At 50.0% G+C, this 15,443-nt stretch carries 16 protein-coding genes; 7 read left to right on the plus strand and 9 right to left on the minus strand.

The genetic code is table 11. The features are described 5' to 3' along the window. Both DU481_RS07920 and DU481_RS07925 read left to right on the plus strand, forming a co-directional pair. Positions 1-507: a hypothetical protein gene (locus DU481_RS07920; RefSeq protein WP_350133637.1), complete on the plus strand. Its 507-nt coding sequence runs from the start codon at positions 1-3 to the stop codon at positions 505-507. A 57-nt stretch (positions 508-564) separates the two neighbouring features. Beyond that, positions 565-975, plus strand: coding sequence for a hemerythrin domain-containing protein (locus DU481_RS07925; protein ID WP_350133638.1), 411 nt, complete (start codon positions 565-567; stop codon positions 973-975). Positions 976-1,085: 110 nt separating this feature from the next. Here DU481_RS07925 and DU481_RS15575 read toward each other — a convergent pair whose 3' ends face one another. The 8 genes from DU481_RS15575 to DU481_RS07965 all read right to left on the minus strand — a co-directional run bounded on the left by DU481_RS15575 (position 1,086) and on the right by DU481_RS07965 (position 7,957). Then, positions 1,086-1,373, minus strand: a complete 288-nt coding sequence (locus DU481_RS15575; protein ID WP_502889927.1) for a PEP-CTERM sorting domain-containing protein — start codon at positions 1,371-1,373, stop codon at positions 1,086-1,088. Positions 1,374-1,791: 418 nt separating this feature from the next. Continuing rightward, positions 1,792-2,253: a BLUF domain-containing protein gene (locus DU481_RS07935; protein ID WP_350133639.1), complete on the minus strand. Its 462-nt coding sequence runs from the start codon at positions 2,251-2,253 to the stop codon at positions 1,792-1,794. 32 nt (positions 2,254-2,285) lie between these two features. Continuing rightward, positions 2,286-3,881: a putative bifunctional diguanylate cyclase/phosphodiesterase gene (locus DU481_RS07940; protein WP_350133640.1), complete on the minus strand. Its 1,596-nt coding sequence runs from the start codon at positions 3,879-3,881 to the stop codon at positions 2,286-2,288. Positions 3,882-4,134: 253 nt separating this feature from the next. Then, positions 4,135-5,220, minus strand: a complete 1,086-nt coding sequence (locus DU481_RS07945) for a Swt1 family HEPN domain-containing protein (RefSeq protein WP_350133641.1) — start codon at positions 5,218-5,220, stop codon at positions 4,135-4,137. After that, positions 5,217-5,630, minus strand: coding sequence for a helix-turn-helix domain-containing protein (locus DU481_RS07950; RefSeq protein WP_350133642.1), 414 nt, complete (start codon positions 5,628-5,630; stop codon positions 5,217-5,219). The genes DU481_RS07945 and DU481_RS07950 overlap by 4 nt, the downstream gene beginning before the upstream one ends. Next, positions 5,630-5,914, minus strand: coding sequence for a type II toxin-antitoxin system HigB family toxin (locus DU481_RS07955; protein WP_350133643.1), 285 nt, complete (start codon positions 5,912-5,914; stop codon positions 5,630-5,632). The genes DU481_RS07950 and DU481_RS07955 overlap by 1 nt, the downstream gene beginning before the upstream one ends. A 156-nt stretch (positions 5,915-6,070) precedes the next feature. After that, a complete protein-coding gene (locus DU481_RS07960; protein ID WP_350133644.1) occupies positions 6,071-7,582 on the minus strand; it encodes a YifB family Mg chelatase-like AAA ATPase in 1,512 nt (503 codons plus the stop codon). Between the two features lie 78 nt (positions 7,583-7,660). After that, entirely contained in the window at positions 7,661-7,957 is a 297-nt protein-coding gene (locus DU481_RS07965) for an accessory factor UbiK family protein (protein WP_107803238.1), read from the minus strand. Positions 7,958-8,200: 243 nt separating this feature from the next. Here DU481_RS07965 and DU481_RS07970 point away from each other — a divergent pair, with 243 nt between their 5' ends. The 4 genes from DU481_RS07970 to DU481_RS07985 are packed head-to-tail and all read left to right on the plus strand — an operon-like array spanning position 8,201 to position 11,629. Continuing rightward, positions 8,201-9,205 carry an aminoglycoside phosphotransferase family protein gene (locus DU481_RS07970; protein ID WP_350133645.1) on the plus strand — a complete coding sequence of 335 codons (1,005 nt, stop codon included), beginning with the start codon at positions 8,201-8,203 and terminating at the stop codon, positions 9,203-9,205. A gap of 19 nt (positions 9,206-9,224) precedes the next feature. Then, on the plus strand, positions 9,225-9,941 hold the full coding sequence (murU, locus tag DU481_RS07975; RefSeq protein WP_350133677.1) for an N-acetylmuramate alpha-1-phosphate uridylyltransferase MurU: 717 nt from the start codon (positions 9,225-9,227) through the stop codon (positions 9,939-9,941). A gap of 18 nt (positions 9,942-9,959) precedes the next feature. Continuing rightward, complete coding sequence (gene pepP, locus DU481_RS07980; protein ID WP_350133646.1) at positions 9,960-11,267, plus strand: Xaa-Pro aminopeptidase; 1,308 nt, start codon at positions 9,960-9,962, stop codon at positions 11,265-11,267. Further along, positions 11,264-11,629, plus strand: a complete 366-nt coding sequence (locus DU481_RS07985; RefSeq protein ID WP_350133647.1) for a hypothetical protein — start codon at positions 11,264-11,266, stop codon at positions 11,627-11,629. Before pepP ends, DU481_RS07985 begins: the two co-directional genes overlap by 4 nt. Before the next feature lie 37 nt (positions 11,630-11,666). Here the strand turns inward: DU481_RS07985 and DU481_RS07990 are convergent, their stop codons facing one another. Continuing rightward, a complete protein-coding gene (locus DU481_RS07990) occupies positions 11,667-13,985 on the minus strand; it encodes a penicillin acylase family protein (RefSeq protein WP_350133648.1) in 2,319 nt (772 codons plus the stop codon). A gap of 287 nt (positions 13,986-14,272) precedes the next feature. Here DU481_RS07990 and flhB point away from each other — a divergent pair, with 287 nt between their 5' ends. After that, a complete protein-coding gene (flhB, locus tag DU481_RS07995) occupies positions 14,273-15,415 on the plus strand; it encodes a flagellar biosynthesis protein FlhB (protein WP_350133649.1) in 1,143 nt (380 codons plus the stop codon). Positions 15,416-15,443 lie beyond the last annotated feature (28 nt).

Here is a 15,443-nt window from a genome sequence, read left to right on the forward strand (position 1 = left end):
ATGACACCTGATGATCATGTAAAGCTACTGGGTAAATTAATAGCAAATTTTCAATCATTTGAGCTTATGTTACGTTTCTTTCTGCAAAGATTGCCTACAGCACGGCCAATTGGTATTCCTTGTGGAATAGATATCTATTCTTTTCAAGTTGGAGAAGATTTACCTGAAAATGAATTGACGAGCTATGACTCGTTAGGCGAGCTAATCAAAAAATATAATAAGGAAGTGAGTAAGCATGACTTAGAGCAAATTGATGAAACCCTTGTTTACGTTCGAGATGCACTCGCACATGGAAGAATTTCTGCGAATGATATCAATGATACTTTGCGACTTCTCAAGTTTAGTCGGCCCAAAGAGGGGCGAGTAACTGTGTTATTCAATGAGGAAATGACTGAAACTTGGTTTGAGAATCAGAGGCAACGTGTTTTTATTGCTACTAAGCTTGTTGCAAATGCAATGTCAGTAATTCACTCTAGTAAGATTCAATTGATAAATGAAGCACCATAATTTTGGTCAACTGATGTAATAAATGGCATTTTAGCTAATAAACTTTTCTTGATTGATATGCCTCGAACCGGCGCTTTACTCTCATTATCTCGTGAACACCATTCGTCCCTGGTGTTAGCGCGTGCTATCCGTCAAGCAGCGGAGGGCGGCGACAACATTGTTTTTACGGCTATGATGCAGCGCATCGAAGAACATTGGCGAACCGTATTGTGTGAGCATTTCGCACGAGAAGAGCAATTGTTGCGTCTGGCGGCGGATGCCGTGGATGCTGAATCTGCCGATCGAATCCTGACCGAACATGCGGAATTGCGCAATTTGGCTTGCGGGCCTTGCGAATTGGATTTGCCTGCGCGGTTGCGCCGGTTTGGTGAGTTATTGGGTACGCATGTGCGCTATGAGGAACGTGTGCTTTTCCCGCAATTGCAATCGCACCCAAGCATCGATTCTGCGGCTGCGGAGTCAATTTAGGGCATATCAAGCGGAACGGAAAAAATCGAGCGTTTTCCGGAATCTCGTCCGGTTAGAAAAACAAATCCCGCTACTTGAGCGGGATTTGTTAGCAATGCAGTGAAATGCGATTATGCGTTTGCTTTATTGCGGCGTACTGCGAAACCCAACAATCCGAGACCTGCTAACAGCATGGCATAAGTTTCGGGTTCGGGAACCGGTGCGATACCGGCGACACCGACTGTAAATCCGTGCCAGCCTTCGGAGACATGGGTAAACGTGATGGAATTGAATGAACCGGGTAGTCTGATCACGCCATGCACTTCACCGGAACCGAAGAATCCCGTGCTTGTTCCGTTCAGAATAGGTGTGCCCGAACCCCAATATCCCGGACCAAAACTGTCAATCACGATAGGCACGCCAAAATCCACGGTATTGCCATTTCAGCTCACCAAGCCGATGTACGGATCCACGACGGTTTGTGAAAACGTGATCGTGACGGTGCCGCCTGTACTGAGCGCAACGATATCGGAAGCAGGTGGTGCATTATCAACGGTGCCGTTGGTATACGCTGATCCTGTCCAGAAATTTGTTCCTCCTGCCGTCTGCAGTCAGATGTTCCTTAATTTTTTAGATGGTTGCCCTGGTTACGGGGTACACGATGCGTAAAATCTAGCCAGTTGGGCATTGGAACGGGGATCTGCGGTTACCCGAAATTGCTGCACACATAGGTAATTGAATGGGCGAGATGACTTGTTGACGGTACTGAAACCTGGAAAATTTTCCCGCCGGGATGAAGGTTTACTTTAAAGCAATGAATAAACGGTTTTATCCGGGTTAAGCAATTTTCTCCAGGTCGCTGCCGGCTTTTTCAGTCGCATATAAATGCGCATGCAACAGATCGTATATGCGCTCCCCGCTGAGTTGTTTCATATCGAATCCGGTTGCCAGCTGGATTTGCGTGAATTCCTTGCTGGCCAGCGTATCGTAGCCGATGTAGCCCATCGACCATTGCGGAAAACGGCGCGCGTCTACCGGTTCGAAATCAAGGACTACCACATCGCCATGGCGTGGATCACACTGAATGCGCTCAAAAGTTTCCTGGATATCATCGTGCATGCCTTCGAGCACCTGGGCAAAGCATTCCCGGTTGAACATGAGTGCGCCGGTAATGCCGGATGCCGCATTCCGTTGCCGGGAAATGGCCAGTATCTGTTCGATTTCCTTATGAACATTTTCATTGCTGCCAAGAATCGTGTTTTGACTTAAATAAATCAGCCGGTATAAATTTTGTGTCATGGTTGCTTCCTCACTGCGATGGCCATCGTAAACTATGATATGAGCGCTTGAATTTGTTCAGCCGGAACCGGTTTGCTGATTAAATAGCCTTGAATTTCCATGCAACCATTGTGTGCCAGATATTCGAACTGCTCTTCTGTCTCAACGCCTTCGGCCAGGGTTTTTATCCCCAGCGCGCTACCGAGCGTTATTACCGTTTTAATCAGGGTGCGTGACTTGTCAATTTGCATACGATGAACAAACGATTGATCAATTTTGATTTTTGAAAACGGAAAACTGCTCAAATAATTGAGTGAAGAATATCCTGTGCCAAAATCATCCATCGCAACGGATACGCCCAACGCCTGTATTTCCTTGAGTTGCTCCAAAGCGTTTGCTACATTTTTGATCAGCAAGCCCTCGGTAATTTCCAGTTCCAGGCGTTGCGGTGTAAGGCCACTGGCTGAAAGCGCCGCTTGAACGATTTGTTTCAGATTGCCGTTTTCAAACTGCACGGGAGAGACGTTGACGGCAATCTTGATGTCTTCCGGCCAGGCTGTTGCTTCCCGGCAAGCCGTTTGCAGCACCCACTTGCCAATTTCGTGAATTTCCCCTGTTTCCTCCGCCAACGGAATAAACCGGACCGGCGATATGATTCCGGCGCCTGGTTTTTCCCATCGGATCAGTGCTTCAAACCCAACTATTTTTCTATCCTGCATGCGCACTTGCGCTTGATAAAACAACGTGAATTCCTGCAAAAAAAGCGCGCGCCGCAAGCCAACTTCAAGATCATGCTGTTCACCCGCATTTTCTTGCAGGGATTGTTCGTACAAGCGATAGCTTCCGCGCGCATTGTGCTTGGCATCATACAGCGCCAGTTCCGCATGTTTGATCAGATCACCGCTTGATCCGGTATCCTGATGCAGAATCGCGAGACCGATGCTGGCACTGATATTGGCTTGTTGACCATTGATCAAAAAAGGGCGTTTGAGCAGCCCGATGATGCGCTCCGCCATTGTGGTAGCGGCTACGGGTTGATTTTGATTGATTTGCAACACGACGAATTGATCGCCTGCAAAATGCGCTACGAGATCATCCGAACGAACGATGCGCAATAACCGCTGCGCGGCGAATTTCAATAATTGATCACCGGCATCGTGTCCCAGTGTTTCATTGATTTTCTTGAAGCGATCCAAGCCGATCATGATCATGGCCAGCGAAGCAGCGCCGGATTCATCCGGTTTCCAATTTGCAATGCGTTCACTGAGCATAACCCGATTGGCCAATGGTACAGCGCTATGATTTTGTGCTTGATGGTTGATTCCGGATTGTGAAAAATTGCTGGAAGACAAACTCTCGACCATGATCAGCCGCTGTTCCTGATTGCATGCGATGACATGCACATGCAGGGTTTTGTTATCGATTGTAGAAGTCAGTTTGATCGTTTTCGTGTGCTGTCCGGCAACGGCTTGCCGGAGTAGATCGGATGCTGATACATTGAGTGGGGCGGTCAAATCAAATAATGTTTTATCCGCAACATCTGGTGGCAGGGCAAGAAGATTTAGAAAAGCCGGATTGGCGGATATGATTTTTCCTGCCGTATCAACCCAAGCGAATCCGCAAGACGAATCGATAGCCGTAAAATCCATTGCACTATGCTGTGATTGACGATTATTAATCTTGTGTTCCCCAATAGCTGAATGATGCAGGGAATTATAAATCATTCCAATTCTAAACCGGGATAGCTAATGCTAATGCGATTTACATGAAGGATGGCCACACTGCTGCACTATGCGGTTGTACTTATTGAGTTGATCCTCAAATACAAAAAGAGATTAGGTTTGGAATTCAGAATATATTGAACAATATTTTTGATTTGTGGCTTGAATCCATATTTATATATCAGGCACCAAAAATTGAAATTGGTGTAGTTTTATCACTTACAATTGACCAAATACTTGAAGTGTGGACTCGAGGGTCGAGATCAGAATTGATTTCATTCCATTTTTCGGAAGCATCATGTGGTAAGTAATTTGGTAGTTGATGAAAAATAATCAGATCAAAGATAGCGCCTATCGCATTTGCGATAGCTGGAGCATCCTCAAGAAATGAGAATGAGATTTCAATTGAGTAAGGACTTGGGGCGCACACCAAAAGCAATAAGTCACGAAAATCATTCAACGCATAATCTTCCCAGAAACTTCTAAGATTTAGTTGTTTATCCAGAGACCAATTTGCATGCCAAACATATCCTTGCTTACTAGTAGCTGGTGGAATTGTTTGTGACGGTACAACCCAATGACGCTTGGAATAATTCAATTGGAAGGTAGTGCCATATTGCCTTTTCGCATGTTCAATCAGTCGCTGTGCATCTTCGTGCTGGTAATTAGCCCATGCTTCAGCAAGTGGATCCCGCCAATCCTTGGATACCGACCACTGGCGATTAAAAGCAGATGCTGCTTGGAAAGCGCCATTTTCGAGGTCGCGCAATATTTGTTCGAGTCTTGAAAGGTCATCAGGATGAGGTCGTCGACAGTGGCCGATGCGATTGCGGATGTTACGAAGTTCGATTACTCGTCCTTTCCATACTTCTTTAGGAAGTAAGGATTTTTCGAATAGCGACCACTGTTCATCAATGATCTTGAGGAGATCGGCTACATCCGTATATGCGAGCAGTGTTTGAGCATTGGGTGTTGCCATATATTGAAACTCTTCATCTTTTTGCTGACGTTTCTTATTGTTGGGGAGTTGGGGTAATCTTTCTGTCCAATTGGACCCATAGGCAGCACGAAGCTCTAAGTAGATAAGCGAACGCAACCAGGTTTCAAATTGCCACCATCGTGCAAATACCGCACTGGCTAGTGGAGGTACATCATTCCGCCATGATGCAGATATTGAATTTTGAATGTCACTGGGTAACTGATCCCATTCTTTTACGCTATTTTTTTCATAATCAATAGAACCGATGTACCAAGCTAAAACTGTCAAACAAAAGTTGCTGGCGAAACTCCAAATCGCTCGCTCAATGCTCGGATCTGGCGGATGTTGAGTTCTCGCTTGCCGGATAGAATTTCCGAGACGACACCTTGACTGCCAATTTCTGTTAAATCGTTTTGTTTAAGCCCATGCTGTTGCATGAGAAATTTGAGTGCATCGATACCGGTTGCATCGGGTAAGCGCGAATGTAGTGTTTCATAATCTTCGATCAGATCGCCGACGATATCGGCCAAGCTCATAGCCGGATGTTTCTCGTCTCCGGATGCTTCTTCCAGCAACGCTTCTAGTAGTTGGATCATGCGATCGTAGTGCACTTGATCGCGAATGGGTGCAATATCGGTTTGATTGCTGAATTGCTCCCAAGCAGGAAGCAACTGTTTAATATCGACGGATGTAGTCACTATTTCCAAGCTCCTTTGTCGTAATCTATATGGGTTAATACGGCTTTTATGTAGACGATTTGTTTTTCAAAGCGAACATAAGCGATCAAACGATATTTGTTGCCGCCAATATTAAACACGGTTAATTCATCGACTTTATCAACGGTATTGAATGCGGCTTTCAACTCGGCCCAATTGTTAAATTGGTTTTTTTCAATCACACGGCGCCAACCCGAGAGCGATTGCGCAGCTTGCGGATGTTCCTCAATAAAAATCCGCAGAGCTTTATGACTAATAATTTTCATAATAGTAGTCTATCTCATAATGAGATTGATGCGAAGACTAACTCAGTGAAGTAAGCTCACGGCATTGCCGGGGGACTCACGGTGGTTTGACCTATACTGCAGGTCACGCTCGTGTTACTTAACGATTAAAAAGCAAGGCTCTAGATTATTAGAAGCTTATTGCTTATCCAGCCGGCGATACTGAATTGCTTCCGCAATATGTTGATTGTTGATTTTCTCAATGTTCGCTAAATCCGCAATGGTTCGCGCAACTTTCAGAATGCGATGATACGCACGTGCGGATAGATTCAGGCGGCTGATGGCTTGTTTCAGTAAATTCTCGCTGGCGTCATCGAGTGCGCAGAATCGGTCGATTTCCTTAACGCTCAAACGGCTGTTGGTTTTGCCTTGCCGGTTAAGCTGCAATTGGTGGGTTTTTTCAACGCGCTGGCGGATGGTGCTGCTTTTCTCGCCTGTTGTTTGCTGTTTCATTAATTCCTGTTGCGGAACGGCTGGGACTTCGATTTGCATGTCGATGCGGTCGAGTAATGGGCCGGAGATTCGTCCGCGGTAGCGGGCGATTTGGTCGGGGGTGCAGTGGCATTTGCCGGAGGGGTGGCCTAAATAGCCGCAAGGGCAGGGGTTCATCGCGGCAATCAGCTGAAATTGCGCTGGAAATTCGGCTTGCCGTGCGGCGCGAGAGATGGTGATTTTGCCGGATTCGAGCGGCTCGCGCAGGACTTCCAGGACTTTGCGGTCGAATTCGGCCAGTTCGTCCAAAAATAATACCCCATGCATCGCCAGCGAAATTTCCCCGGGGCGCGGGTAGCTGCCGCCGCCGACCAGAGCAATGCCTGAGGCGGTATGGTGCGGGGAACGGAAGGGGCGTTTTTTCCAGTTATCGATACTGAAGCTACCCTGGCTCAATGATTGGATTGCGGCGGATTCCAGCGCTTCCGCTTCGGTCATGGGCGGCAGAATGCCGGGGAAGCGCGCCGCGAGCATTGATTTTCCGGTGCCGGGCGGGCCGATCATCAGTAGGCTGTGCCCACCTGCGGCGGCAATTTCCAAAGCGCGTTTGGCGTGCGTTTGTCCTTTGACTTCATCCAGATCCGGATAAGCGGAACCGCTGGTATCCATGTCATTGGCCGCGGGATTCTGGTAAACCGGCAAGGATTCGTGTCCGCTCAGGTGTGCGCAGATTTGTAACAGCGACTTGGCGGCGTAAATCGTGGCTTTGTTGACGAGTGCCGCTTCGGCGGCGTTTTGTTGCGGTAAAACAAAACTTCGTCCGGATTGCGATGCATTGTAAGTCATCGCCAGCGCGCCGTGGATTGGCCGTAATTCGCCGGTTAACGCCAACTCTCCGGCCCATTCATATTGATCTAGTTTGTCGCTGGGAATTTGCCCCGTTGCAGCGAGTATTCCCAAGGCGATGGGCAGATCGAAACGCCCGCTTTCTTTGGGCAGATCGGCGGGCGCCAAGTTAACGGTGATGCGTTGCGCGGGGATTTTGAATTGCGCGTTTTGCAATGCCGCCCGGACGCGGTCTTTACTTTCTTTGACTTCGGTGTCGGGGAGTCCGACGATGGTGAAGCTGGGCAAACCGTTGGCGATGTGTGTTTCCACCGTCACCAACGGTGCTTGAATACCTGCCAGCGCCCGGCTATACAGAACAGCGAGAGACATAGGCGAGTCGCAATCCTAGAGGCGCAAGTATGGCCTGGAGCAGGTCTGAACGAAGCCAGGAGTGGTGATCTGCGTAAATTACCCTTCGGTTTGTATTTGATCCGATGTCACATTTCTTTCTGTTGAGGTAGAGGTGGATTGATTAAAGCGTGCTTCCAGTTCAGCAACCCTGGCTTCGAGAAGTATTAATTTCTCCCGGGTGCGTTGCAGCACTTCCTGCTGGATATCGAATTCATCGCGCGTAACGAGATCAAGCCGTGAGAATGCGCCCGATAACAGGACACGAATATTTTTTTCGATATCTTTGGCTGGGCTGTTTTGCAATATTTCGCTGACTTTGGTATTGATTTCGTCGATTACATTTTTGTTAAGCATTGATGTTCTCCTTGTTGATGAGACTTACCAGTTGATCAGCTGATTGGGATGGCTACGTGATAAAATCCAAAACACTTTTTACTTTACGAAAACGGATTATCCACTGTTATTGAATTGGGTTCCAGTTTAAACAAACTGTTATCAATCGCTGGTTATTGTGCCATGTTGCCGCTAGCCAGTGAATAGATGAATACACTCAATTAGTGCTTTGTTTTAATACCGGTAAATTATCCGGGTACATCAATGGAACGTAAACAATTACTCGAACGTTGGCTGCAAGATCAATTTCCCGCGCAGCCATTTACTTTGCAGCCTGCATCCTCGGATGCCAGCTTCCGCCGTTATTTTCGTGCATCCTTGGGCGATCAGACGTTCATCGTCATGGATGCGCCGCCGCGACAGGAAGACTGCACGCCATTCTTGCGCGTAGCAGAAATTCTGGCGGATAGCGGTGTGCATGTGCCGAAAATACTGGCGCAAAATTTGGATCTGGGATTTTTGCTGCTGTCCGACTTGGGCAATACAACATTTTTGCAAGCATTGAATCATCAGCCCGGTGATGCCAGCCAGTTGTACGGTGAAGCGATGGATGCGCTGATCAGCATGCAATTGTCGCATCAGGCAGAAAATTTACCGGCTTACGATGAAGCGCTGCTGCAACGGGAATTGGATTTGTTTCCGGATTGGTATATCGCGAAGCATTTGCAAGTGGGTTTGACGGAACAGCAACAAGCCGTTTTACGCACGGTTTTTTCCCGGATTTTGCAGAACAATCTGGCACAACCGAAAGTGCTGGTGCACCGCGACTATCATTCGCGCAATCTGATGGTGACATCCCCGAATCCGGGTATCATCGACTTCCAAGATGCCGTCTATGGCCCGGTCACCTACGATCTGGTGTCGCTATTCAAGGACGCCTATATCCGTTGGGACGAGGAGCGCATTTTGGATTGGACCATCCGCTATTGGGAGAAAGCGCGCAAGGCCGGATTGCCAATCGCCGCCGATTTCGCCGAATTTTACCGGGATTTTGAATGGATGGGCGTGCAGCGCCATCTCAAAGTGCTGGGCATTTTCGCCCGCCTGAATTACCGCGATGGAAAAGCCAATTATTTGGACGATATGCCGCTGGTGATGCATTATCTGCGTAAAGCGTGCGAGCGCTACCGCGAACTGGCTCCGCTGCTGAATTTGCTGGATGAATTGCATCCTGTTGAGTCAGACCAGAAAATTGGCTACACCTTCTGAGCGTATTCCTTATAAAGCGATGATTCTCGCGGCGGGACGCGGCGAGCGCATGCGTCCGCTTACCGATACGGTGCCGAAGCCTTTACTGAAAGCGGGCGGCCATGCGTTGATCGAATATCAATTGCACAATCTGGCGCGCGCGGGTTTTACCGATATCGTCATCAATCATGCGTATCTGGGTGAAATGATTGAAAATGCATTGGGTTGCGGTGAACGTTATGGTGTTAATATTCACTATTCGCCCGAGCAAGTGGTGCTGGAAACCGCTGGCGGAATAGCCAATGCTTTGCCTTTGTTGACGGATGAATCCGGTAGTTTGCCGTTTCTCGTCGTCAACGCGGATATTTTTTGCGGCATGGACTACGCGGCGCTGTTGCCGGTTTTGCATGCGATGCAAACGGACACAAACCAGCAGCTTGCTCACCTGGTGCTGATTGACAATCCACCGCATCATGCCGAGGGTGATTTTGCGCTGCATGGCAATCAAGTAAAGCTGACTGGAGATCCTAAGCTGACGTTCAGCGGCATCGGTATCTATCAAGCGCAGCTTTTCAGCGGCATTCAACCGGGTTTGCCGGTGAAACTGGCGCCACTGCTGCGGCAGGCCATGACAGAAGGAAAAGTCAGCGGTGAATATTTTTCCGGGCAGTGGGTCGATGTCGGAACACCGCAGCGGCTTGAATGGCTGGACAAACAACTCCAATCGCGCGCAGAATCAACAGCAGGATCGGTTTAAGGACATCAGAACTCGTTTATGACACACTTTCAACATTTCATCGCCCGCCGCCAGCATCTGGCCAACACAATGCAATCCGGCATCGCGATTATTCCGACAGCGCCGGAACGGTTGCGTAACCGGGATGCGCATTATCCGTACCGGTTCGACAGCTATTTTTATTATTTGACCGGCTTCCGTGAACCCGAAGCGGTGTTGGTCCTTGTTGCCGCGACTGATAAAACGCCGTCGAAGCATATTTTGTTCTGCCGCCAGAAAGATCAGGAACGCGAGATCTGGGATGGCTTTCGTTATGGCCCCGAGGCCGCCAAAACAATGTTTGGCTTTGACGAAGCACACCCGATCGATCAGCTGGATGCATTACTGCCCAAATTATTGGCCGATCAACCGGCGGTTTATACCGCATTGGGATTGGATGCGGCGTGGGATCAACGCGTTATCGGCTGGTTAAACCGGGTGCGTGAGTTAGCGCGCACGGGCGTTGCCGTACCGGCGGAAATTCATGATAGCCGAGCGCTCTTGGATGAAATGCGCCTGATCAAAGGCACCGACGAATTGCAGATCATGCAGCGTGCCGCGGATATTTCGGCGCAAGCGCATCAGCGCGCGATGCAAACGGTGCGTCCAGGTATGCGCGAATTTGAAGTCGAAGCGGAATTGCTTTATACGTTTTACCGGCATGGGTCGCAAGCACCGGCATATACTTCCATTGTTGCAGGTGGCGCCAATGCGTGCGTGTTACATTATGTGCAGAATGATGCTGAGCTGAAATCAGGCGATTTATTACTGATCGACGCCGGGTGCGAGTTGGATGGTTATGCGTCGGATATTACCCGCACATTCCCAGTGAATGGTAAATTTACCGCTGCTCAGCGCGATGTTTATCAACTGGTGCTGGCTGCGCAAGCCGCCGCAATGGCGCAAGTGCAGCCGGAAAAGCGCTGGAATGATCCGCATCAGGCGGCATTGCACGTATTGGCGCAGGGTTTCATCGATCTGGGGTTGTGCCAAGGCAGCGTCGATGCGGTGCTGGAATCGGAAGATTACAAACGTTTTTACATGCACAGAACCGGGCATTGGCTGGGCATGGATGTGCACGATGCCGGTGAGTACAAGCAGAAGGGCGAATGGCGTGCATTGCAGCCCGGTATGGTGCTTACCGTTGAGCCGGGGTGTTACATTCGTCCGGCGGATAATGTGCCGGAACATTTCTGGAATATCGGTATCCGCATCGAAGACGATGTCGTGGTTACTCCATCGGGCCATGAGATTTTGACGTTGGCGGCGCCCAAGACAATTGCCGAAATAGAGGAGTTGATGCAATGAGCGACGAAGAAAGGAAAATTATTATCAGCAGAGTTTCCGAGTATCGCCAGGACGAATCGGGTCAATATCAGCGTGTGCCGGTTTCTCCGGTGAATCGCTGGTTGACCTATGCGATACTCATTCCCGTTGTGGCAATTATGATCGTACTTGGCATATTCTTTTTTGCCGCTTTTCTTGCGCTGCTGGCGGTGGCCATTTTGGTGGTCGGAACACGCTTCTGGTGGCTACGCAGGAAGTACGAAAATTCCATGCAACATCCTGGCGATGCCAGCCGGCAAGCGGAAACGGATCAGACCGTGATCATCGAAGACGCGCAGATCATTGAAGAAACGGAAGCCCGCAACGAGCATAAGAAACATTAAACGCAGTTAAATCAGCCGGTACACGTTGTGTTACCAGCTATTTCGATGGAATCAATTTCATCTGTCTTTCAGCAACACCCGGAAGAAAAGCCGTCGGTTTTCCGCTAACCCAATTGGCGTGCCCGCTGCCGTAATACGGTGACAGCGGGTGTCCGCTTTGCCCGCCGGGCATATCAAAATACCCTTGTTCTTCCTGCCCTGGCGCAACCACCGAGCGTTGCGATGCGCCGAAGTTGGGCGATTGCACGCGCGGCATGTTGTGATCGCCGGGCAGCGGGTCGTGCGGCATATCCAGCCATTGCGCGAGCCATCCGGGCAGTTTCTGGCTGAGCGGATGTTTGATCCGCGCGGCATTCTGCATTCCCCAGTTGCGTTCCGTAATACCGCCATCCTGCTGTAATTGCGCCGCAATCGTTTGCGCGCAGCGGTAGAGTAATTCATCCCAAGTTTTATACGGTGCCGGAAGCAGATGCTGCGGCTGGTGCTCGATCAATTGCCAGAGAATCGATTCGGTTTGGCTCAGCCTCGGGAGTTCAAAATTTTCATGATGCTGCCGCACCGCTGCAGCAAATCCATTTAATACGGTTTTCATCACTTCATAGCGGTACGCACGTACGATGCGGTACGCAACGGAATCCGCGGCAGCCTGTTCATTCCAACCGGCCAGCGCGGTTTTCATGACCGGAATCCATGAAGCCGCGTCGTCTGCTGTTTCGAGCGTGGTTTGCAGTAACTGATTCCAGCGGGTTAACAATAGCGCGCGGTAATCCAACTGAATGGCTTGCAAGTCATCGACGGTAAACTGTTCGCGTGCCAATAAGCTGTCACGGATTTGCGTGGCGCGTGCGCCCAGATCGAAACCGCCATTGCCTAGCAGCGTGAGCTGATCGCCCGAGACAGTGCGGGAATTGGCCGACCATAATCGTTGCGAAGCGGGATTGTGGAGCACGGGATAATGCGCGGGATCGAGCCAGCCATGCCAGCCGGTATCGGGTTGCGTCCAATCGGCGGGTATTTGCCCATCATAATTGCCGGAACGGGCGGGAATGCGGCCCGCGAGCGTCCAACTGATATTGCCGTCGCGATCACCGGCGATGAAGTTTTGTACCGGAATGCCAAATCGTTGCGCAATTTTTGCGGCCTGTGCGGCGGTTTTTACTTGTTCCAGTTGGATCAAATTGAGATTGACGGCTTCCGGCCGCAGCGCAGTCCAGGCCAGCGCCAGCGGCGTTTTATCATGATCTTCCGCAATGACCGGCCCCCATCCGGTTTCGGAAATCGTCAATACCTCGTCCGGGGCGTTACGGATATGGACAGTTTCTTCGACGATTCGCAGCGGTTGCCAGCCGGTTGCGCCGAGATAGCGCGTGTTATCGCGATCATCGATGGTAATGCGCACCCAATCGGAAAAATCGCCGTGGCTATTGGTGAAGCTCCACGCAATATGCCGGTTTGATCCGGTCACGATTGAAGGGACACCGGGTAAGCTGATGCCGGTGATGTCGTGCTGCTGGCCCGGAGAGGTGGCATCGGGATAAATCAGCCGGGAACGAAACCACAGATTCGGCACCCGCAGCGTCAAATGCATATCGTTGGCGACAATTGCAGCACCATCGGCTAACGCGCCGGAAACCGCGAAACTGTTACTGCCCGGGGACTGTTCCGTATCCAGCTGGCCATCCTTGAATAGATGTTTATCCAGCACTTGCAGGTTGATGTCGGTTGCCGGCGGGAGTTGCGCCTGGGTAATCGGCGCATCAAGTAGCGGCGCATCCCAATTTCCGGCATTCTGCGTCAGAAAGTGATAGACCGAGGTGGGTAGCGTTGCGTGCAATCGCGATAACGCCAGCTCCCGGTCGATGTTTTCTTCGTTCAAAGTGAAAAACATCGCATAAATGACCAGGATACTGTCCTCGTTGCGCCAAGCGACAGGCTGATTTTGTGTCAGCAAATAAGGAAAAGGGCGCACCGCCAAAGCGGTGAGCCCCTGATTCACGCCGGTTCGGTAGGCATCCAGCAATTGCTGCTGTTCTCCGGAAAGTTGATTCAGCACCTCGGTTGCGCGAGCGCGCATGCGGAATAACCGTGCTTTACGGTCATGCGGCGCTGCACCGGAGCCGAATAATTCGGCCAATTCACCCGCCGCTTGGCGGCGCATCAAATCCATCTCGAAGAAACGTTCTTGCGCATGCACGTAACCCAGCGCCTGCGCCAGATCGAGCCGGTTTTGACCTTGCAGGGTGACACTGCCCAAAGCATCCCGGTCGATGGATACTGCGCTGGCCAAGCCGGGTAATGCCGCTTCGCCGTCATACTGCGGCAAGCTGCCGCGCAATAATAACGCAGTTGTAAGCATCGATAAGCAAACGATTAACAGGCTTGTTATCAGGAAGGGACGGATAAAACGTAACGTAGACTGCATAAGGAGATGAAAGTAATTAGATCATTAGGTGAGTAGCGATGTGGGACATACATCGAAGGCGCGATATTATGCATGAATTATTATTTAACATATTGATATTAATAATTATTCGTTATTATTTTCAATGTTTCGATAATAAAGGGGATGATTCCTTCTTTATTCCCGCTATTGAATCCCAGTGTTCGCAATGATAATTCATTTGCAGATATTTGGAGCTTGTCATGGCTGAAGATAGTGATTTAGAACGTACCGAGGAGGCGACGCCGAAGCGCATAGAGAAAGCGCGAGAGGAAGGTCAGGTTGCGCGTTCTATGGAACTGACTACGTTTACTGTATTGCTGGCATCCTCTGCCGGGATATTGTTCATGGGCAGCGGCATGATGGACAAGTTGCTGAAGATCATGAAAGCAGGCATGCATATAGAGCGTGAATTAGCGCATCAGCCCGACTTGATGCTCAATCGTTTTTACGAGCTTGCTTTTGAAGGTTTAATCGCGATTGCACCTTTGTTGTTTTTACTTCTGGTCGTAGCGTTCTTCGCACCGATGTCATTGAGCGGTTGGATGTTCAGCACCAAGGCGCTGATGCCCAAATTTGACCGCATTGACCCCATTAAAGGTATCGGCCGGATTTTCTCCGTGCACAGTCTGGTCGAGCTGGTAAAAGCGATTCTCAAAACGATCGTGATCGGCAGTGTCGCCGCGCTGGTGATTTGGTACAACAAGGAATCCGTGATGATGCTGCTGGCGATGCCTGTCGATCTTGGCATCAGCCGCACGGGTGAATTCCTGACGATGAGTTTTCTGCTGATTGTGGGCGCGATGATTCTGGTGGTTGTGATCGATGTGCCTTACAAACTCTGGGAACATGCCAAGCAATTGCGCATGACTAAGGAAGAGATCCGCAAGGAATACAAGGAAAGTGAAGGCGATCCATTCATTAAAGCACGTATCCGCGGTTTGCAACGGGAAGCCGCGCGCCGCCGCATGATGGCGGAAGTGCCGAAAGCCGACGTTATTGTCACAAACCCGACGCATTACGCCGTGGCACTGCGCTATCACAGTAACAGCATGCGGGCGCCGAAAGTCATCGCCAAGGGCGTGCATTTGCTGGCAGCGCGTATTCGTGAAGTTGCCGAAGAGCATCGTATCCCAATTCTGGAAGCGCCGCCGCTGGCGCGTGCTTTATATCATCACGCCGAGTTGGAAAGTGAAATACCGGAAAAATTGTATACCGCGGTTGCCGAAGTGCTGGCTTATGTTTTCCAGTTGAAGCGCTATAACGAGTACGGCGGAAAAGCACCGCAGCCGCCGGTGGATGTGCCAGTTCCTGCGGAACTCGATCCGGGACAGCAGGCAGTCTAGCGGAACGGGATAACGTTGAACACTATTA

This window comes from Nitrosomonas sp. (genome assembly GCF_040240425.1).
GTDB lineage: Bacteria > Pseudomonadota > Gammaproteobacteria > Burkholderiales > Nitrosomonadaceae > Nitrosomonas.

What these genes read in the sequence shown, in the direction of transcription:
- flhB (WP_350133649.1), top strand. Translation starts at nt 14,273, where the DNA reads ATGGCTGAAGATAGTGATTTAGAACGTACCGAGGAGGCGACGCCGAAG.
- murU (WP_350133677.1), top strand. Translation starts at nt 9,225, where the DNA reads ATGATTCTCGCGGCGGGACGCGGCGAGCGCATGCGTCCGCTTACCGAT.
- DU481_RS07955 (WP_350133643.1), bottom strand. Translation starts at nt 5,914, where the DNA reads ATGAAAATTATTAGTCATAAAGCTCTGCGGATTTTTATTGAGGAACAT.
- pepP (WP_350133646.1), top strand. Translation starts at nt 9,960, where the DNA reads ATGACACACTTTCAACATTTCATCGCCCGCCGCCAGCATCTGGCCAAC.
- DU481_RS07965 (WP_107803238.1), bottom strand. Translation starts at nt 7,957, where the DNA reads ATGCTTAACAAAAATGTAATCGACGAAATCAATACCAAAGTCAGCGAA.
- DU481_RS07960 (WP_350133644.1), bottom strand. Translation starts at nt 7,582, where the DNA reads ATGTCTCTCGCTGTTCTGTATAGCCGGGCGCTGGCAGGTATTCAAGCA.
- DU481_RS07920 (WP_350133637.1), top strand. Translation starts at nt 1, where the DNA reads ATGACACCTGATGATCATGTAAAGCTACTGGGTAAATTAATAGCAAAT.
- DU481_RS07990 (WP_350133648.1), bottom strand. Translation starts at nt 13,985, where the DNA reads ATGCTTACAACTGCGTTATTATTGCGCGGCAGCTTGCCGCAGTATGAC.
- DU481_RS07940 (WP_350133640.1), bottom strand. Translation starts at nt 3,881, where the DNA reads ATGGATTTTACGGCTATCGATTCGTCTTGCGGATTCGCTTGGGTTGAT.
- DU481_RS07925 (WP_350133638.1), top strand. Translation starts at nt 565, where the DNA reads ATGCCTCGAACCGGCGCTTTACTCTCATTATCTCGTGAACACCATTCG.
- DU481_RS07970 (WP_350133645.1), top strand. Translation starts at nt 8,201, where the DNA reads ATGGAACGTAAACAATTACTCGAACGTTGGCTGCAAGATCAATTTCCC.
- DU481_RS07985 (WP_350133647.1), top strand. Translation starts at nt 11,264, where the DNA reads ATGAGCGACGAAGAAAGGAAAATTATTATCAGCAGAGTTTCCGAGTAT.
- DU481_RS07935 (WP_350133639.1), bottom strand. Translation starts at nt 2,253, where the DNA reads ATGACACAAAATTTATACCGGCTGATTTATTTAAGTCAAAACACGATT.